This window comes from Streptomyces sp. NPDC045470, from assembly GCF_040646595.1.
Classification (GTDB): domain Bacteria; phylum Actinomycetota; class Actinomycetes; order Streptomycetales; family Streptomycetaceae; genus Streptomyces.
The window spans coordinates 353,767-372,498 of the sequence record NZ_JBEZAN010000001.1 but is presented as its reverse complement, the minus strand read 5'-3'; the positions used below and the strand labels follow the sequence as shown (position 1 = coordinate 372,498).

Below are 18,732 nucleotides of genomic sequence, written 5' to 3'. Positions count from 1 at the left end.
ACCGCCATGCGCGCAAAACCCTTCGAACGGCACGACCTGCCCACGGCCGGGGGTGAGAAGTGATCTCCCTGTCCCTCGCCGAGATCGCGACCATCGTCGGCGGGCAGCAGCACGACATACCGGACCCGGAGGCCCAGGTCACCGGCCCGGTCGTGTTCGACTCCCGTGAGGTGTGCCCCGGCAGCCTCTTCGCGGCCTTCGCCGGCGAACGCGTGGACGGCCACGACTACGCCGCACGCGCCGTCGAGGCGGGCGCGGCGGCGGTCCTGGCCGCCCGTCCCGTCGGCGTCCCCGCGATCGTCGTGGACGACGTGGTCGCCGCCCTCGGGGCGCTGGCCCGCGCCGTCGTCGGCCGGCTCGGCGCCTGCGTCGTCGGGCTCACCGGCTCGGCCGGCAAGACCAGCACCAAGGACCTCATCGGCCAGCTCCTGGCCCGCCGGGGGCCGACCGTGTGCCCGGTGGGCAACCTCAACAACGAGATCGGGCTGCCGGTGACCGCGCTGCGCGCGGACGACGGTACGAAGTTCCTCGTCCTGGAGATGGGCGCCCGCGGCGTCGGCCACATCCGCTACCTCGCGGAGCTGGTCCCGCCGCGCATCGGCGTGGTCCTCAACGTGGGCTCCGCGCACATCGGCGAGTTCGGCGGCCGCGAGCAGATCGCGCAGGCCAAGGGCGAGCTGGTCGAGGCGCTGCCCACCGCGGACGAGGGCGGCGTCGCCGTGCTCAACGCCGACGACCCGTACGTACGCGCCATGGCCTCCCGTACGAAGGCCCGTACGATCTTCTTCGGCGAGTCCGCCGAGGCCGACGTACGGGCCGAGAACGTCCGGCTCACGGCGCTCGGACAGCCCGCCTTCACGCTTCACACACCCTCCGGGTGCAGCGACGTGACCATGCGGCTGTACGGTGAGCACCACGTGTCGAACGCGCTTGCCGCGGCCGCCGTCGCCCATGAGTTGGGCATGCCCGTGGACGAGATCGCCGTCGCGCTCTCCGAAGCCGGCACGCTCTCCCGCTGGCGGATGGAGGTCACCGAGCGCGCGGACGGTGTGACGGTCGTCAACGACGCCTACAACGCGAACCCGGAATCCACGCGGGCGGCGCTCCGCGCGCTCGTGGCGATGGGCGAAGCCTCCAAGGAAACGGGAGGCCGTACGTGGGCGGTGCTCGGTGAGATGGCCGAGCTCGGCGGGGAGTCACTCGCCGAACACGACGCGGTCGGGCGCCTGGTCGTCCGGCTCAACGTCAGCAAGCTCGTGGCGGTCGGCGGCAGGGAAGCGGCCTGGCTCGACATGGGCGCCAAGAACGAGGGTTCGTGGGGTGAGGAGTCGGTGCACGTGTCCGACGCGCAGGCGGCGATCGACCTGTTGCGCAGCGAGCTGCGGCCGGGTGACGTCGTGCTGGTGAAGGCGTCCAGGTCGGTCGGCCTGGAACGGGTCGCCGCGGCATTGCTGGGCGACGCCGGTGTCGAGGGCGGAGCCGCCACCCGATGAAGCAGATCCTCTTCTCCGGAATGATCGGACTCTTCCTGACGCTGATCGGCACCCCGCTGCTGATCAAGCTGCTGGCCAGGAAGGGCTACGGGCAGTTCATCCGTGACGACGGCCCGCGCGACCACCACAGCAAGCGCGGTACGCCCACCATGGGCGGCATCGCCTTCATCCTGGCCACGCTCATCGCCTACGCGCTGACCAAGGTCATCACCAGCAGCAACCCGAGTTTCTCCGGTGTGCTGGTGCTGTTCCTGATGGCCGGCATGGGCCTGGTGGGCTTCCTCGACGACTACATCAAGATCGTCAAGCAGCGTTCGCTGGGCCTGCGGGCCAAGGCGAAGATGGCCGGCCAGCTGATCGTCGGCATCGCCTTCGCGGTGCTCTCGCTCCAGTTCGCCGACCTGCGCGGCCAGACCCCGGCCTCCGACCGGCTGTCCTTCACCCAGGACTTCGGCTGGCAGATCGGCCCGGTGCTCTTCGTCATCTGGGCACTGTTCATGATCCTGGCGATGTCCAACGGCGTGAACCTCACCGACGGCCTCGACGGCCTGGCCACCGGCGCCTCGGTGATGGTCTTCGGCGCGTACACCTTCATCGGCATCTGGCAGTACCAGGAGTCCTGCGCCAACGCGATCAGCGCCGGGCCCGCCTGTTACGAGGTACGCGATCCGCTCGACCTCGCGGTCGTCGCCTCCGCCCTGATGGGCGCCTGCTTCGGCTTCCTGTGGTGGAACACCTCGCCCGCGAAGATCTTCATGGGTGACACCGGTTCGCTGGCCCTGGGCGGCGCGCTGGCCGGTCTGGCCATCTGCTCCCGCACGGAGCTGCTGATGGCCGTCCTGGGCGGCCTCTTCGTCCTGATCACCATGTCCGTGGTCATCCAGGTCGGGTCCTTCCGGCTCACCGGCAAGCGGGTCTTCCGGATGGCGCCACTACAGCACCACTTCGAACTCAAGGGGTGGTCCGAAGTCCTTGTCGTGGTCCGGTTCTGGATCATCCAGGGCATGTGCGTGATCGTCGGCCTGGGCCTCTTCTACGGCGGCTGGCAGGCCGCCAAGTGACCGGCCTCGACCTCGCCGGACAGCACGTGACCGTGGCCGGTCTCGGCGTGAGCGGCGTTCCCGCCGCCCGCGCCCTGGCCGGCCTCGGCGCCGTCGTCACCGTCGTCAACGGCAGTGACGGCGAGCGGGAACGGGCTCAGGCGGCGCCGCTGGAGGAGCTGGGCATCACCGTCCGCCTCGGCGACGGCGACACGCTCCCCGAGGGCACCGACCTCGTCGTCACCACCCCCGGCTGGAAGCCCGCCAGCCCGCTCTTCCGGGCCGCCGAGGCGGCCGGCGTCCCCGTGTGGGGCGACGTGGAGCTGGCCTGGCGGATGCGCGGCCCGGACTCCCCGCCCTGGCTCGCGATCACCGGCACCAACGGCAAGACCACGACCGTACGGATGCTGGCCGCCATCCTGGAGGCCGAGGGGCTTCGTACCGCGGCCGTCGGCAACATCGGGGTGCCGCTGGTGGACGTGGTGCTGGAGCCGTCCGGTACTTATGACGTTCTCGCCGTCGAGCTCTCCAGCTACCAGTTGCACTGGGCGCCCTCCGTACGCGCCCACTCCGCGGCGGTCCTCAACCTCGCCCCGGACCACCTCGACTGGCACGGCTCCATGGAGGCGTACGCCGCCGACAAGGGCCGGATCTACGAGGGCAACACCGTGGCCTGCGTCTACAACGTCGCCGACCAGGTGACCGAGGACCTGGTGCGGGAGGCCGACGTCGAGGAGGGCTGCCGCGCCATCGGCTTCACCCTCGGCACCCCGGGCCCCTCCCAGCTCGGCGTCGTCGAGGGCATCCTCGTCGACCGGGCCTTCGTCGAGAACCGGCAGAAGCAGGCACAGGAGCTGGCCGAGGTCTCGGACGTGACGCCCGCGGCCCCGCACAACATCGCCAACGCGCTCGCCGCGGCGGCCCTGGCCCGCGCCTTCGGCGTCAGCCCCCGGTCCGTACGCGACGGCCTGCGCGCCTTCCACCCGGACGCGCACCGCATCGAGCACGTCGCGGACGTCTCCGGGGTCGCGTACGTCGACGACTCCAAGGCCACCAACACCCACGCCACCGAGGCGTCGTTGGCGGCGTACGAGCACATCGTCTGGATCGCCGGCGGCCTGGCCAAGGGCGCCACCTTCGACGAACTGGTCCGGAAGTCCGCCGGGCGGCTGCGCGGCGCGGTCCTCATCGGCGCCGACCGGGCGCTCATTCGGGAGGCCTTGGCGCGACACGCACCGGATGTCCCGGTGGTCGACCTCGACCGGACCGACACTGGGGCGATGTCCGAAGCCGTACGGGAGGCAGCGCGCCTGGCCCGGCCGGGCGATACGGTCCTGCTGGCCCCGGCCTGCGCCTCGATGGACATGTACCTGAACTACAACAAGCGGGGCGAAGCCTTCGCCGACGCGGTCCGCTCGCTGGCCGCACAGGAACAGTAGTCCGTACGTCCCCGCCGCCGTCGAGGACGCACGGCGCAGCGCACCCGTGGAGGGGACGAGGATGACGGCCCGATCGGCGAAGGCCGCGCCGCCGCGCCCGGCACGGCGCCCCGGCCCGCGCCTGCCGCGCGGCGGCGCCCCCCGTAACCCGCGCGGCCTGTACACCCAGGTCCGCCGGGCCTGGGACCGGCCGCTGACCGCCTACTACCTGGTGGTCGGCGGCAGCCTGCTGATCACCGTGCTCGGCCTGGTGATGGTCTACTCGGCCTCCCAGATCAAGGCTCTCCAGCTCGGTCTGGCACCGACGTACTTCTTCCGCAAGCAACTGTTCGCGGCGGTGCTCGGCGGCATCCTGATGCTGGTGGCGGCCCGGATGACGGTCCGGCTGCACCGCACGCTGGCGTATCCGCTGCTGGCCGTCTCGGTCTTCCTGATGACCCTGGTGCAGATCCCCGGGATAGGGGTCGCGGTCAACGGCAACCAGAACTGGATCAACCTGGGCGGCCCCTTCCAGATGCAGCCCAGCGAGTTCGGCAAGCTGGCGCTGGTCCTGTGGGGCGCCGACCTGCTGGCGCGCAAACAGGACAAGAAACTGCTCGCCCAGTGGAAGCACCTGCTGGTGCCGCTGATCCCGATGGCCTTCCTGCTGCTCGGTCTGATCATGCTGGGCGGCGACATGGGCACCGCGATCATCCTGACCGCGATCCTGTTCGGCCTGCTGTGGCTGGCCGGCGCCCCCACCCGGCTCTTCGTGGGTGTGCTCGGCGCGGCCGTCGTCATAGGGGCGCTGCTGATCAAGACCAGCGCCAACCGGATGGCCCGGCTCGCCTGCATCGGCGCGACCGACCCCGGGCCGCAGGACCAGTGCTGGCAGGCCGTGCACGGCATCTATGCGCTGGCCTCCGGCGGATTCTTCGGTTCGGGACTGGGCGCCAGTATGGAAAAATGGGGTGAACTCCCTGAACCGCACACCGACTTCATCTTCGCCATCACCGGGGAGGAACTGGGGCTTGCGGGGACGCTGTCGGTGCTCGCCCTCTTCGCGGCTCTAGGCTATGCGGGTATCCGCGTGGCCGGACGCACGGAGGATCCCTTCGTGAGGTACGCAGCGGGAGGCGTGACCACCTGGATCACGGCCCAGGCCGTGATCAACATCGGTGCGGTGCTCGGTCTGTTGCCGATCGCCGGTGTCCCGCTGCCGCTGTTCTCCTTCGGGGGCTCCGCCCTGCTGCCGACGATGTTCGCCATCGGTCTGCTGATCGCCTTCGCGCGTGACGAGCCCGCTGCACGGGCGGCACTGGCCATGCGGCAGCCTGTTTTCGGCAGGAAACTGGCTGGGGTGAGACGGAAGACGATGAGACGGCGCGTCAAGAAGCGACCGTCCGGAGAGCGGTGAATTTCGGTGCATGTCGTACTCGCCGGTGGGGGGACCGCCGGCCACATCGAGCCCGCGCTCGCCCTCGCGGACGCCCTGCGCAGGCAGGACCCGACCGTGGGGATCACGGCACTCGGCACGGAGAAGGGGCTGGAGACCCGGCTGGTGCCGGAGCGGGGCTACGAGCTGGGGCTGATCCCGGCCGTACCACTGCCGCGCAAGCCCACGCCCGAACTGATCACCGTCCCCGGGCGGCTGCGCGGCACGATCAAGGCCGCCGAGCAGATCCTGGAGCGCACGAAGGCGGACTGCGTGGTCGGCTTCGGCGGCTATGTCGCGCTGCCCGGCTACCTGGCCGCCAAGCGGCGCGGGGTGCCGATCATCGTGCACGAGGCCAACGCCCGCCCCGGGCTGGCCAACAAGATCGGTTCGCGGTACGCCAAGTACGTCGCGGTCAGCACCCCGGACAGCAAGCTGCGGGACGCCCGGTATGTCGGTATTCCGCTGCGCCGCTCCATCGCGACCCTCGACCGGGCGGCGGTCCGCCCCGAGGCGCGGGCCGCCTTCGGGCTGGACCCCAACCTGCCGACGCTGCTGGTCTCCGGCGGCTCGCAGGGCGCCCGGCGGCTCAACGAGGTCATCCAGGCCGCCGTACCGGCGCTCCAGCGCTCCGGCATCCAGGTGCTGCACGCGGTCGGCCCGAAGAACGAAATGCCGCATGTGGACAACATGCCGGGTATGCCCCCGTATGTACCGGTACCGTACGTGGACCGGATGGACCTCGCGTACGCCGCGGCCGACATGATGCTCTGCCGCGCGGGCGCGATGACCGTCGCCGAACTGTCCGCCGTCGGGCTCCCGGCCGCCTACGTACCGCTGCCCATCGGCAACGGCGAGCAGCGGCTGAACGCCCAGCCGGTGGTCAACGCCGGCGGCGGCCTGCTGATCGACGACGCGCAGCTCACGCCGGAGTGGGTGCAGGGCCAGGTGCTCCCGGTGCTCGCCGACCCGCACCGGCTGTACGAGATGTCCCGCGCGGCGTCCGAGTTCGGCCGCCGGGACGCGGACGAGCTGCTGGTCGGCATGGTGTACGAGGCGGTCGCTGGCCGCTGACGGACGGTACGGCCGTGCTGCCCCGGGGGTGAACCCCGGGGTGGCGGCCGGAAGGAGAGGGAGCGTGGCCGGACCGACGACCGCCCGACGCGGTGAGAAGAAGTCCGCGCGCTCCGGCCCGCCCTCGTCCGGGAAGGCCGGGAAGACCGGCAACGCCGGGTCCGGCAGCGGCGGCGGGGGCAAAAAGCCCGCGAAGCGGGGCGAATCCGGCTTTCCGGGCGGGCGCTCCGGCCTGCGGGCCCACTTCAAGGTGCCGCCCCGGCGCACTCTGATCATCACACTGGCCGGTGCGGTGCTGCTGGCCGGTTTCGGCGCCTGGTCCCTGTACGGCTCCACCTGGCTGCGCACGGAGGCCGTCAAGGTGAGCGGTACGGGCGTCCTGACGGTCGATGAGGTCGTACGGGCCGCCGCGGTGCCGATGGACACCCCGCTCGCCTCGGTGGACAAGAAGGCCGTCGCCGACCGGGTGCGCGCGAAACTCCCGCGCGTCAAGTCCGTTGCGGTCAGGCGCTCCTGGCCGCACACGGTCAGCCTGAAAGTGACCGAAAGGCAGCCGGAACTCGTTATTCAAACGGGCGGAAAGTTCGTCGAAGTGGACGCCGAAGGGACGCGTTTCGCCACGGTCGCCGCCGCCCCGAAGGGTGTTCCGCTTCTGGAAATGGCCGTACGTGACAGCCCGGGACTGCGGCGGTTCGGCGCCGACCGGCTCCGGCGCGCAGCCGGCACCGTCGTCACCGCCCTGCCGAAGGCGCTCCACCAGGACGTTCGCACCGTCGAGGTGCGCTCCTTCGACGCCATCACCCTGAAGCTGACGGGCGGCCGTACCGTCGTTTGGGGGAGTGACGAACGCAGTACGGCGAAGGCCAAGGTGCTCGCCGCGGCCCTGAAAGCGGCGCGTGACGCGCGCCACTTCGACGTGAGTGTTCCCACCGCACCCGCAGTGTCGGGGAGTTGACGTGTGTACCCGCAGGCCAGCACCCTGGATGGCTACCACTATGGGTGATCACATAGGGTGAAAAGAAAAACGGGAGGTTCGGCGTGTTCGTTGAACGTGCGCCACTTGTCGACTTAGTGTCTCGTTCCAAAGAGTCCCAGGAACACAGGCACTGGTAACCCTAAACTTCAGCGTTAGGGTTCGGGTCGGCACTACGAACCGTCCCATCGGCATCAGTCGACGTCCGCACCCCGGTGCGGCGGCGACACGTAACTCGAGGCGAGAGGCCTTCGACGTGGCAGCACCGCAGAACTACCTCGCAGTCATCAAGGTCGTCGGCATCGGCGGCGGTGGCGTGAACGCCATCAACCGGATGATCGAGGTCGGGCTCAAGGGCGTCGAGTTCATCGCGATCAACACCGATGCACAGGCCCTGCTGATGAGCGACGCCGACGTCAAGCTGGACGTCGGCCGGGAACTCACCCGTGGTCTGGGCGCAGGCGCCAACCCAGACGTCGGCCGCAAGGCGGCCGAGGACCACCGTGAGGAGATCGAGGAGGTCCTCAAGGGGGCCGACATGGTCTTCGTGACCGCGGGAGAGGGCGGCGGCACCGGCACCGGCGGCGCCCCCGTCGTCGCCAACATCGCCCGCTCGCTCGGCGCCCTGACGATCGGTGTGGTCACCCGCCCGTTCACCTTCGAGGGCCGTCGCCGCGCGAACCAGGCCGAGGACGGCATCGCCGGCCTGCGCGACGAGGTCGACACCCTCATCGTGATCCCCAACGACCGACTGCTGTCCATCTCGGACCGCCAGGTGAGCGTGCTCGACGCGTTCAAGTCCGCGGACCAGGTACTGCTGTCGGGTGTCCAGGGCATCACCGACCTGATCACCACCCCGGGTCTGATCAACCTCGACTTCGCCGACGTCAAGTCCGTGATGTCCGAGGCCGGCTCGGCCCTCATGGGCATCGGCTCGGCGCGCGGCGACGACCGCGCGGTGGCCGCCGCGGAGATGGCGATCTCCTCGCCGCTCCTGGAGGCGTCCATCGACGGCGCCCGCGGTGTGCTGCTCTCCATCTCCGGCGGCTCGGACCTCGGTCTCTTCGAGATCAACGAGGCCGCGCAGCTGGTCAGCGAGGCGGCCCACCCCGAGGCGAACATCATCTTCGGCGCGGTCATCGACGACGCGCTCGGCGACGAGGTCCGGGTGACCGTCATCGCCGCGGGCTTCGACGGCGGCCAGCCGCCGGCCCGTCAGCAGACCGTGCTCGGCAGCCAGAACAACGGCAAGCGCGAGGAACCGGCCCCGGCCCCCAGCCGCCCGGCCCCGCAGGCCGAGTCCCGGCCGTCGTCCTTCGGCGGCCTGGGCTCGGTGCCGGTACGGGACGAGGAACCGGCCCCGGCCGACCCGTCCCCGCTCGGCGAGGTGCCGCCGCCCCCGACCGCCTCGCCGCAGGTTCCGCCGGCCCGTCCGTACTCGGACACCGCGGCCGAGGAACTGGACGTCCCCGACTTCCTGAAGTGACCGAAGTCCCGACGTGATAGGGCAACAGCACCCGGTGCTGACGAACGACACGAGCGGCGCGCACTTCGCCTCCACCGACCGGTGGGGCGGGGTGAGCGCCGCTCCGTATGCCGAGCTGAACCTCGGGGGCGCGGTCGGTGACGACCCCGGCGCGGTACGGACCAATCGCGAACGGGCGGCCGAGGCGCTGGGCCTGGACCCGGCCTCGGTCGTGTGGATGAACCAGGTGCACGGCCGTGACGTGGCCGTGGTCGACGGCCCCTGGCGCGACGGCTCCGAGATCCCTTGCGTGGACGCGGTGGTGACGGCCCGCCGGGGCCTGGCCCTCGCCGTCCTGACCGCCGACTGCACCCCGGTGCTCCTCGCCGACCCGGTCGCCGGGGTCACCGGTGCCGCGCACGCGGGGCGTCCGGGGCTGGTGGCCGGGGTGGTTCCGGCGACCGTCGAGGCGATGACCGCGCTCGGCGCCGACCCGGCCCGGATCGTCGCCCGTACCGGACCCGCGGTCTGCGGACGCTGCTACGAGGTGCCCGAGGCGATGCGTGCCGAGGTCGCCGCGGTGGTGCCCGAAGCCTGGGCCACCACCTCGTGGGGCACGCCCGCGGTGGACATGGCCGCCGGGGTCCGTGCCCAACTCGCCGCGCGCGGCGTCCGGATGGGTGAGCATTCCCACATCTGCACGCTGGAGTCGGCGGACCACTTCTCGTACCGGCGGGACCGCGTCACCGGGCGGCTCGCGAGCTATGTATGGCTGGGATGCTGAGCTGTGACGGATCGTAGGACCGAACTGGCGGACAATCTGGCGCGCGTGGAGGAACGAATCTCCACCGCGTGCGACAAGGCCGGTCGCAAGCGGGAGGACGTGACCCTCATCGTGGTCACGAAGACCTACCCGGCGAGCGACGTGCGGCTGCTCGCGGAACTCGGCGTCCGCCAGGTGGCGGAGAACCGCGACCAGGACGCGGCACCGAAGGCCGCGGCCTGCTCGGATCTGCCCCTTACCTGGCATTTCGTCGGTCAGTTGCAGACCAACAAAGTGCGGTCTGTGGCCAATTACGCCGATATTGTGCAGTCGGTCGACCGCGCCAAGCTGGTCACCGCGCTGTCGAAGGAAGCGGTACGGGCCGGCCGTGAGCTCGGCTGCCTGCTCCAGGTGGCGCTTGACGCCGAGTCGGGTGACACCCGGGGAGAGACCGGAGCGCGTGGCGGGGTCGCCCCGGCCGGTGTCGCCGCGCTCGCCGACGCCGTCGCGTCCGCCGAAGGGCTGCGCCTGGACGGCCTGATGACGGTGGCTCCGCTGACCGGCCGTTATGCCGGCCTTCCCGGTGCCGCTTTCGAGCGTTTGATGGAAATCTCATCCGGCCTGCGCGTGAACCATCCTGCTGCGAACATGGTGTCGGCAGGGATGAGCGCGGACCTCGATGAAGCCGTGGCTGCCGGGGCGACACATGTGCGCGTCGGCACTGCGGTACTCGGAGTCCGACCACGGCTCGGGTAACGTCGCCAAGCAAGTCGGACCACAGCACAAAATATGGTCATTGCCCCCAAAAGGAGGGCAGACCGCGTGGATTCAAGGCACCTGGTGACGGAGCCGATCCACCACAGAGCGGAGGACGCAGAGAATGGCCGGCGCGATGCGCAAGATGGCGGTCTACCTCGGCCTCGTGGAGGACGATGGGTACGACGGCCGGGGGTTCGACCCCGACGACGAGTTCGAGCCCGAGCTTGACCCGGAGCCCGAACGGGGGCGGCGACAGCAGACCCAAGTACCCACCGAGCCGCACCCGGAACGGGACGAACCCGTCCGAGTCGCCCAGCCGCCCGCTCAGCGTGAGTCCGCCCCTCTGGCTGCCGAAAGCGGACGACCCGCCCGAATCGCCCCCGTGGCGTCCATCACACCCGACCGTCCGAATCTGGAGAAGAACGCACCGGTGATCATGCCCAAGGTTGTGTCCGAGCGGGAGCCGTACCGCATCACGACGCTGCACCCCCGGACCTACAACGAAGCCCGTACCATCGGGGAACACTTCCGTGAGGGCACTCCGGTGATCATGAACCTCACGGAGATGGACGACACGGACGCGAAGCGACTTGTCGACTTTGCGGCCGGTCTCGTCTTCGGCCTGCACGGCAGCATCGAGCGGGTGACGCAGAAGGTGTTCCTGTTGTCGCCTGCTAACGTCGATGTCACGGCGGAGGACAAGGCCCGTATCGCAGAGGGCGGGTTCTTCAACCAGAGCTGAGACGCAACACCGGGCACACCGGGCCGAAAGCGCCCAACACGACAGCATGGCAAGGGGAGAGGACACCGCGGATGAGCATCGCTGGACAGGTGATCTACATCGCGTTGTACTGCTTCCTCATCGTGTTGATCTTCCGGCTGGTGATGGACTATGTCTTCCAGTTCGCCCGTTCATGGCAACCCGGCAAGCCGATGGTGGTCGTTCTGGAGGCCACCTACACTGTCACTGATCCGCCACTCAAGCTCTTGCGGCGGGTCATTCCGCCGCTGCGTCTCGGGGGCGTGGCGCTCGACCTGTCCTTCTTCGTATTGATGATCATCGTCTACATCCTGATCACCGTCGTGAGGTCGGTGTTGTTGGTGTGAACGATACGGTCTTGCCGATTGCCGACGACTACGTTGAGGTGAAGTAGAGATGCCGTTGACCCCCGAGGACGTGCGGAACAAGCAGTTCACGACCGTCCGCCTCCGAGAAGGCTATGACGAGGACGAGGTCGATGCCTTCCTCGATGAGGTCGAAGCCGAACTGACCCGACTGCTGCGGGAGAACGAGGACCTGCGCGCCAAGCTGGCCGCCGCGACGCGGGCCGCCGCGCAGAACCAGCAGCAGAACATGCGCAAGCAGCAGGAGCAGCAGCAGGACCAGGGGCAGCAGCACCAGCAGGGCAGGCCCGGCGCTCCTGTGCCCGCCGCCATATCCGGTCCGCAGCCGGTGCCGCCGCAGCAACAGCAGCAACAGCAGCAGTTGGGCGGCCCACCGCAGCTGACCGGAGGAGCCCCGCAGCTCCCGGCCGGGCCCGGTGGCCACGGCCCGCAGGGCCCGCACGGCCCCGGCCCGATGGGGCCCGGCGGTCCGCTGGGCGGCCCGATGGGTGGCCCCGGTGGACACGGCGGCCCGCAGCTGCCGCAGCCGGGCCAGGGTCCGGGCGGTGACAGTGCCGCTCGCGTGCTGTCGCTCGCGCAGCAGACCGCCGACCAGGCGATCGCGGAGGCCCGTTCCGAGGCCAACAAGATCGTGGGCGAGGCGCGCTCGCGTGCGGAGGGGCTGGAGCGGGACGCCCGTGCGAAGGCGGACGCACTGGAGCGGGACGCGCAGGAGAAGCACCGCGTCGCGATGGGGTCGCTGGAGTCGGCCCGCGCCACGCTGGAGCGCAAGGTCGAGGACCTGCGCGGCTTCGAGCGCGAGTACCGTACGCGGCTGAAGTCGTACCTGGAGAGCCAGCTGCGCCAGCTGGAGAACCAGGCCGACGACTCGCTGGCGCCGCCGCGGACGCCGGCGACCGCCTCGCTGCCGCCGTCGCCGTCGATGGCTTCGGCCGGTGCCGGGTCCATGGGGGGCAACCACTCCATGGGTGGCGGGCAGTCGATGGGTGGTCACGGTGGTGGCTCGGGCAGCGCGCCGTCGTACGGCGGGCAGCAGCAGATGTCGCCGGCGATGACGCAGCCGATGGCTCCGGTGCGGCCGCAGGGGCAGCAGCCCATGCAGCAGGCGCCGTCGCCGATGCGTGGGTTCCTCATCGACGAGGACGACAACTGAGCGGAGCCGCGCTTCGCGCGTAGTCGTCGCGTGTAGCGCGTGGTCGGCAATCAGGGCTGGGCCCCTGGGGTGATTCCCCGGGGGCCCGGTTCTTTTGTTTGCGGCCTGCGGCCTGCGGCCTGCGGCCTGCGGCCCGGCCCCGGTAGGGGTGCGTGTGCTGCGCGGTCTGTCCGGTGGTGGGGGGCTCAGGGCCACGCCAGCGTGGTCACTCTCCCCCAGCCTTCGGCCGGGGTCCCCACGGCATCCTTGAGCTTCAGTGAATCGGATTCGTGGGCCAGCGTCCGGACCGCCTGCGGCGAGACCCCTGCGTGCCCCCGAGCTCTGGCCGTTCGGCAGCTTTCGGTGCGAATTGGGCTGATGTCGCATAGAAACGCCCAAGTGCTGGTACGGGAACGGCCCCCGACGCGTGGTGCGTCGGGGGCCGTGGTGTTGCTACACCGGTTCGGTGACTACGCCTCGGTCTTCTTGAGGCGGAACGTGAGGGCCAGGCTCTCGTCCTCGAACGCCTGGCCGTACGTGGCGTCGGCCTCGTCCTGTGCGAAGTCGGTGGCCAGAACCTCGTCCGAGATGAGGGACTGGTGGTCGGTCAGAGCGGTGCGGACCTCTTCGTCGGTGGTCCGCCAGCGGAGGGCGATGCGGTCGGCCACGTCCAGGCCGCTGTTCTTGCGGGCTTCCTGGATGAGGCGGATGGCGTCGCGGGCCAGCCCCGCGCGGCGCAGGTCGGGGGTGATTTCCAGGTCGAGGGCCACGGTGGCCCCCGCGTCGGAGGCCACCGACCAGCCCTCGCGCGGGGTCTCGGTGATGATGACCTCGTCGGGGGAGAGGGCGACCGTTTCGCCGTCCACCTCGACGGTGGCGGTTCCCTCGCGCAGGGCGACGGAGAGGGCTGCGGCGTCGGTTGCGGCGATGGCCTTGGCCACTGCCTGGACGCCCTTGCCGAAGCGCTTGCCCAGGGCGCGGAAGTTGGCCTTCGCGGTCGTGTCGACCAGGCTCCCGCCCACCTCGGAGAGAGAGGCGAGGGTGGAGACGTTCAGCTCTTCGGTGATCTGGGTGCGCAGTTCGGGAGAGAGTGCTGCGAAGCCGGAGGCTGCCACCAGCGCGCGGGAGAGGGGCTGGCGGGTCTTGACGCCGGACTCCGCGCGGGTCGCGCGGCCCAGTTCTACCAGGCGCCGCACCAACTGCATCTGGCTGGAGAGCGTCGGGTCGATGAGGGCGGTGTCGGCCTCGGGCCAGGTGGAGAGGTGGACCGAGTCGGGAGCGTCGGGGGTGACCGGGACGACCAGGTCCTGCCAGACGCGTTCGGTGATGAACGGGGTGATGGGAGCCATCAGCCGGGTGACCGTCTCGATGACCTCGTGGAGCGTGCGCAGGGCCGCCTTGTCACCCTGCCAGAAGCGGCGGCGGGAGCGGCGTACGTACCAGTTGGAGAGGTCGTCGACGAAGGAGGAGAGGAGTTTGCCGGCGCGCTGGGTGTCGAAGGTTTCGAGGGCGTCGGTGACGTCCCGGGTGAGGGCGTTCAGTTCGGACAGCAGCCAGCGGTCGAGGAGGGGGCGGTCGGCCGGTGCGGGGTCGGCCGGGCTGGGGGACCAGCCGGAGGTGCGGGCGTACAGGGCCTGGAAGGCGACCGTGTTCCAGTAGGTGAGGAGGGTCTTGCGGACCACTTCCTGGATGGTGCCGTGGCCTACACGGCGGGCTGCCCAGGGGGAGCCGCCCGCCGCCATGAACCAGCGGACGGCGTCGGCGCCGTGCTGGTCCATGAGCGGGATCGGGTCGAGGGTGTTGCCCAGGTGCTTGGACATCTTGCGGCCGTCCTCGGCGAGGATGTGGCCCAGGCAGACCACGTTCTCGTAGGAGGACTTGTCGAAGACGAGGGTGCCCACGGCCATGAGGGTGTAGAACCAGCCGCGGGTCTGGTCGATGGCCTCGGAGATGAACTGCGCCGGGTAGCGCTTCTCGAACAGTTCCTTGTTCTTGTACGGGTAGCCCCACTGCGCGAACGGCATGGAGCCGGAGTCGTACCAGGCGTCGATGACCTCGGGGACGCGCGTCGCGGTGCCCTGGCAGGTGGGGCAGGGGAAGGTGACGGCGTCGATGTAGGGGCGGTGCGGGTCCAGGCCGGACTGGTCGGTGCCGGTGAGCTCGGTGAGCTCGGCGAGGGAGCCGACGCAGGTCAGGTGGTCCTCGGCGCAGCGCCAGATGGGCAGCGGGGTGCCCCAGTAGCGGTTGCGGGACAGCGCCCAGTCGATGTTGTTGTTGAGCCAGTCGCCGAAGCGGCCGTGCTTGACCGACTCGGGGAACCAGTTGGTGCCCTCGTTCTCGCGCAGCAGGGCGTCCTTGACCGCGGTGGTCCGGATGTACCAGGACGGCTGGGCGTAGTAGAGGAGCGCGGTGTGGCAGCGCCAGCAGTGCGGGTAGCTGTGCTCGTAGGCGACGTGCCGGAAGAGCAGGCCGCGGGCGTCGAGATCGGCGACGAGGTGTTCGTCGGCCTTCTTGAAGAACTGGCCGCCGACGAGGGCGAGGCCCTCCTCGAAGGTGCCGTCGGGGCGTACCGGGTTGACGACCGGCAGGCCGTAACCGCGGCAGGTCTTGAGGTCGTCCTCACCGAAGGCGGGGGCCTGGTGGACCAGGCCCGTACCGTCCTCGGTGGTGACGTAGTCGGCGTTGACGACGAAGTTGGCGTCTTCCAGCTCGACCAGGTCGAAGGGGCGGCGGTAGGCCCAGCGCTCCATGTCGCGGCCGGTGAAGGTCTGTCCGGTCGTGGTCCAGCCTTCGCCGAGGGCCTTTTCGAGGAGGGGTTCGGCGACGACCAGGTTCTCCCGGCCGTCGGTGGCCACGACGTAGGTGACGTCGGGGTGGGCGGCCACGGCGGTGTTGGAGACAAGCGTCCAGGGGGTGGTCGTCCAGATGAGCAGGGCCGCTTCGCCGGCCAGCGGGCCCGAGGTGAGGGGGAGACGGACGAAGACCGAGGGGTCGACGACGGTTTCGTAGCCCTGGGCCAGCTCGTGGTCGGAGAGGCCGGTGCCGCAGCGGGGGCACCACGGGGCGACGCGGTGGTCCTGCGCCAGCAGGCCCTTGTCGAAGATCTGCTTGAGGGACCACCAGACCGACTGGATGTAGTCGGGGTCCATGGTGCGGTACGGGTCGTCCAGGTCCGTCCAGTAACCCATCCGGGTGGTCAGGTCGGCGAACGCGTCGGTGTGGCGGGTCACCGACTCGCGGCACTTGGCGTTGAACTCGGCGATGCCGTACGCCTCGATGTCCTTCTTGCCGTTGAAGCCCAGCTCCTTCTCGACGGCCAGCTCGACCGGCAGGCCGTGGCAGTCCCAGCCGGCCTTGCGGCCGACGTGGTAGCCCCGCATGGTGCGGAAGCGCGGGAAGACGTCCTTGAAGACGCGGGCCTCGATGTGGTGGGCACCGGGCATGCCGTTGGCGGTCGGCGGGCCCTCGTAGAACACCCACTCGGGGCGTCCCTCGGACTGCTGGAGGGTACGGGCGAAGACCTTCTGCTCGCGCCAGAAATCGAGCACCGCGTGCTCAAGGGCGGGCAGGTCTACCTGGGCGGGTACCTGGCGGTACTGAGGCTGTGACATCGGGGCGTTCCTCCGGCGGACACCTGCTGCGTTCTCCGTCCGGAGGGACGAGAGCCTGGGCTCCCGCGGTACCACCCTCCTTGGCGGTGCGTGCTCCACCGCCCCCTCATTGGGGTCGCGAGGCCGGTTCTACTGACCCGTGGGCCGCTTGCGGGCCGCCCGTGGGCGTTCTTCCGGCGGCTCGGGGGTGATCTTCACGTCGCGCACGCCTCCGGGCTCGCACCGTCCCCGGATCGCTCATCGCTGCGTACGACGCTACTCGTCCCGTCGGCGCCTTTCGCTGCCCACAGTGTACGGGGCACCGACGGGGCGGACCGACCGGTTTTCCGGGCTGCGCCGAGTGAGGTAGCGGGCGCCGAGAGCGTGACCCGAATGGCGATACGCAGGGCGCGGGAGTCGGCGCCCGCGCGTCGGGCGGCCCGTGGCGGGCTTCCGGCGGGCCGTGGGCTGGCGGATTACCGCGCGGGCAGGGGGGCACAACGGATGCAGACCCGGCTGCCGTGGGGGAGACCGGGCGGGAAAGGGCGGTGCGTCCCGTTGCCGCGTGCCTTGAGGCGATTTATCGTTCCGGTCACGATTCGCGAACATGATCACATACGTGAAGGGGTCGCGGCCATGGTGGCGAAGAAGACCGCCGCGAAGAAGAGCACGGCGGACGCCGGGAAGGCCGTGGCCGACAAGCCCGAGCCCACGGCGAAGAAGCGGGTGTCCGCCACGGCGATGAGCGCGGAGGCCGTGCCGGACGCCCCGGCGGAGGAGCCGGAGCACCCGCCCGCGGCCAAGAAGGCGGCCAAGAAGGCGGCCAAGAAGGCGGCGAAGAAGACGCCGGGGAAGACGCCAGGGAAGAGGGCCGCCGCGAAGAGGGCGGCGCAGGAGGCCGGGGAGCCTCCTGCGGACGGCGGGCCCGCGCCCCGGAAGGCCGCCGCGAAGAAGGCGGCCAAGAAGACCGCACCTGCCGAGAAGGCGGTGCCCGCGAAGAAGACGGGAGCCAAGACGGTGGTGGAGAAGCAGACTCCGGGCGGGGCACCGGCCGCCGAGGCGGAGCAGGACGGGACGGCGGGCGCGGTGCCCAAGGCGCGCGCCGCGGACCCCGGCGAGCTGGCGGTACGGCCCGGCGAGGACCCCTGGACGCCGGCCGAGGTGGCCGAGGCCCGCACGGAACTGCACGACGAGGTCGCCCGGCTGCGTACCGAGATCGAGGCGTCCGAGGACGCGCTCGCCGGGCTGATGCGGGACTCCGGCGAAGGCACCGGCGACGAGGCCGACACCGGCAGCAAGAACATCACCCGCGAACACGAGATGGCGCTGGCCTCCAACGCCCGCGAGATGCTGCTCCAGACCGAACGCGCGCTGGAGCGCCTGCACGCGGGCACGTACGGCCTGTGCGAGAACTGCGGCAAGCCGATCGGCAAGGCCCGGATGCAGGCGTTCCCCCGGGCGACGCTGTGCGTGGAGTGCAAGCAGCGGCAGGAGAGGAGGTAGGGGCGGTAGGGACGAGAGGGGCGGGAGGGCGGTAGAGGCGGGAGCCGCGGTGGGGGTGGAGGGTGCCGGGAGGCCGGCCGGGACGGTGAGAGGCGCGTGGCCGGTGACCGCCTCCGGATGAATCACCCGAGGCCGAGGGGACCGTACCCGCGGTGTCCGTACGCCTGTGCCGTACCCTCGTCCTCAGCCGGGGGCGGCCTGGCGTGCGGGACTCGACGGGCTGAGGGGCTCACAACGTGGCAGAGGCGGAGCGCATCACCGGTACGCCGGAGACCGGACCGGATTCCGAGCCGGGGACGGCGGCGGTGCCCGGAGCCGGGGGGAGCGCCGAGGGGACGGCGTCGCGGGAGCGGCAGCCGGACGAGGACCGGGACGAGAACGCGGACGGCGGCGAGGCCGGCGCCACCGCGGCGAAGGCCAAGGGCCGGGGCAAGCGGCGGATCGGCACGCTGTTCCTGGTCGCGGCCGTCGTCTACCTTCTCGACCTGGGCAGCAAGGCGCTGGTGGTCGCGAAGCTGGAGCACCACGCCCCCATCGAGGTGATCGGTTCGCTGCTGCGCCTGGAGGTGATCCGCAACCGCGGTGCCGCCTTCAGCATCGGCGAGGCACTGACGATCTTCCTCACCATCATCGCGGCGATCGTGATCGTGGTGATCATCCGGATCGCCCGCAAGCTCTACAGCCTGCCGTGGGGCATCGCGCTCGGCCTGCTGCTGGGCGGCGCCTTCGGCAACCTCACCGACCGGATCTTCCGTACGCCGGGCGTCTTCGAGGGCGCGGTGGTGGACTTCATCGCCCCCGCCCACTTCGCGGTCTTCAACCTCGCGGACTCCGCGATCGTCTGCGGCGGCATCCTGATCGTGATCCTGTCCTTCCGCGGCCTGGACCCGGACGGCACGGTCCACAAGGACTGACAGCGGCTTCGCGGCGGCCGGACCCCGTACGTACGGGGTCCGGGCGAC

The 18,732-nt window shown here is 70.6% G+C and carries 15 protein-coding genes; 14 read left to right on the top strand and 1 reads right to left on the bottom strand.

Going from position 1 to position 18,732, the window contains the following annotated elements; genetic code table 11:
• The first annotated feature begins 59 nt into the window (after nt 1-59).
• The 12 genes from murF (at nt 60) to AB0A97_RS01510 (ending at nt 12,698) form a co-directional block, all read left to right on the top strand.
• A complete protein-coding gene (gene murF / locus AB0A97_RS01565; protein WP_361142925.1) occupies nt 60-1,493 on the top strand; it encodes a UDP-N-acetylmuramoyl-tripeptide--D-alanyl-D-alanine ligase in 1,434 nt (477 codons plus the stop codon).
• Nucleotides 1,490-2,554: a phospho-N-acetylmuramoyl-pentapeptide-transferase gene (gene mraY / locus AB0A97_RS01560; RefSeq protein ID WP_030024670.1), complete on the top strand. Its 1,065-nt coding sequence runs from the start codon at nt 1,490-1,492 to the stop codon at nt 2,552-2,554. The genes murF and mraY overlap by 4 nt, the downstream gene beginning before the upstream one ends.
• Nucleotides 2,551-3,972: a UDP-N-acetylmuramoyl-L-alanine--D-glutamate ligase gene (gene murD, locus AB0A97_RS01555; RefSeq protein WP_361142921.1), complete on the top strand. Its 1,422-nt coding sequence runs from the start codon at nt 2,551-2,553 to the stop codon at nt 3,970-3,972. Before mraY ends, murD begins: the two co-directional genes overlap by 4 nt.
• A 61-nt stretch (nt 3,973-4,033) precedes the next feature.
• Entirely contained in the window at nt 4,034-5,368 is a 1,335-nt protein-coding gene (gene ftsW / locus AB0A97_RS01550) for a putative lipid II flippase FtsW (RefSeq protein WP_361142919.1), read from the top strand.
• Between the two features lie 6 nt (nt 5,369-5,374).
• The gene (gene murG / locus AB0A97_RS01545) at nt 5,375-6,460 is read left to right on the top strand and encodes an undecaprenyldiphospho-muramoylpentapeptide beta-N-acetylglucosaminyltransferase (protein ID WP_030024673.1); all 1,086 of its coding nucleotides are present in this window, start codon (nt 5,375-5,377) and stop codon (nt 6,458-6,460) included.
• Between the two features lie 64 nt (nt 6,461-6,524).
• Nucleotides 6,525-7,415: an FtsQ-type POTRA domain-containing protein gene (locus AB0A97_RS01540; RefSeq protein ID WP_361142916.1), complete on the top strand. Its 891-nt coding sequence runs from the start codon at nt 6,525-6,527 to the stop codon at nt 7,413-7,415.
• Between the two features lie 274 nt (nt 7,416-7,689).
• Nucleotides 7,690-8,919 carry a cell division protein FtsZ gene (ftsZ, locus tag AB0A97_RS01535; protein ID WP_361142913.1) on the top strand — a complete coding sequence of 410 codons (1,230 nt, stop codon included), beginning with the start codon at nt 7,690-7,692 and terminating at the stop codon, nt 8,917-8,919.
• 34 nt (nt 8,920-8,953) lie between these two features.
• Complete coding sequence (gene pgeF, locus AB0A97_RS01530; protein WP_361142910.1) at nt 8,954-9,682, top strand: peptidoglycan editing factor PgeF; 729 nt, start codon at nt 8,954-8,956, stop codon at nt 9,680-9,682.
• Between the two features lie 3 nt (nt 9,683-9,685).
• Complete coding sequence (locus AB0A97_RS01525) at nt 9,686-10,417, top strand: YggS family pyridoxal phosphate-dependent enzyme (RefSeq protein WP_361142907.1); 732 nt, start codon at nt 9,686-9,688, stop codon at nt 10,415-10,417.
• Nucleotides 10,418-10,541: 124 nt separating this feature from the next.
• Nucleotides 10,542-11,162 (top strand): cell division protein SepF, encoded by a 621-nt coding sequence (sepF, locus tag AB0A97_RS01520; RefSeq protein WP_030024677.1) that lies wholly within the window; start codon nt 10,542-10,544, stop codon nt 11,160-11,162.
• Between the two features lie 71 nt (nt 11,163-11,233).
• Nucleotides 11,234-11,527 carry a YggT family protein gene (locus AB0A97_RS01515; protein WP_030676138.1) on the top strand — a complete coding sequence of 98 codons (294 nt, stop codon included), beginning with the start codon at nt 11,234-11,236 and terminating at the stop codon, nt 11,525-11,527.
• Nucleotides 11,528-11,576: 49 nt separating this feature from the next.
• Nucleotides 11,577-12,698 (top strand): DivIVA domain-containing protein, encoded by a 1,122-nt coding sequence (locus tag AB0A97_RS01510; RefSeq protein WP_361142902.1) that lies wholly within the window; start codon nt 11,577-11,579, stop codon nt 12,696-12,698.
• Between the two features lie 449 nt (nt 12,699-13,147).
• Here AB0A97_RS01510 and ileS read toward each other — a convergent pair whose 3' ends face one another.
• Nucleotides 13,148-16,288, bottom strand: a complete 3,141-nt coding sequence (ileS, locus tag AB0A97_RS01505) for an isoleucine--tRNA ligase (RefSeq protein ID WP_361142899.1) — start codon at nt 16,286-16,288, stop codon at nt 13,148-13,150.
• Between the two features lie 615 nt (nt 16,289-16,903).
• Here ileS and AB0A97_RS01500 point away from each other — a divergent pair.
• Nucleotides 16,904-17,770: a TraR/DksA C4-type zinc finger protein gene (locus AB0A97_RS01500; RefSeq protein WP_361142896.1), complete on the top strand. Its 867-nt coding sequence runs from the start codon at nt 16,904-16,906 to the stop codon at nt 17,768-17,770.
• A gap of 236 nt (nt 17,771-18,006) precedes the next feature.
• The gene (gene lspA, locus AB0A97_RS01495) at nt 18,007-18,684 is read left to right on the top strand and encodes a signal peptidase II (protein ID WP_361142893.1); all 678 of its coding nucleotides are present in this window, start codon (nt 18,007-18,009) and stop codon (nt 18,682-18,684) included.
• Nucleotides 18,685-18,732 lie beyond the last annotated feature (48 nt).

Excerpts from the sequence above, each read along its gene's own strand:
- mraY (WP_030024670.1), top strand. The coding sequence starts at position 1,490 with ATGAAGCAGATCCTCTTCTCCGGAATGATCGGACTCTTCCTGACGCTG.
- ftsW (WP_361142919.1), top strand. The coding sequence starts at position 4,034 with ATGACGGCCCGATCGGCGAAGGCCGCGCCGCCGCGCCCGGCACGGCGC.
- sepF (WP_030024677.1), top strand. The coding sequence starts at position 10,542 with ATGGCCGGCGCGATGCGCAAGATGGCGGTCTACCTCGGCCTCGTGGAG.
- AB0A97_RS01515 (WP_030676138.1), top strand. The coding sequence starts at position 11,234 with ATGAGCATCGCTGGACAGGTGATCTACATCGCGTTGTACTGCTTCCTC.
- AB0A97_RS01510 (WP_361142902.1), top strand. The coding sequence starts at position 11,577 with ATGCCGTTGACCCCCGAGGACGTGCGGAACAAGCAGTTCACGACCGTC.
- ileS (WP_361142899.1), bottom strand. The coding sequence starts at position 16,288 with ATGTCACAGCCTCAGTACCGCCAGGTACCCGCCCAGGTAGACCTGCCC.
- AB0A97_RS01500 (WP_361142896.1), top strand. The coding sequence starts at position 16,904 with ATGGTGGCGAAGAAGACCGCCGCGAAGAAGAGCACGGCGGACGCCGGG.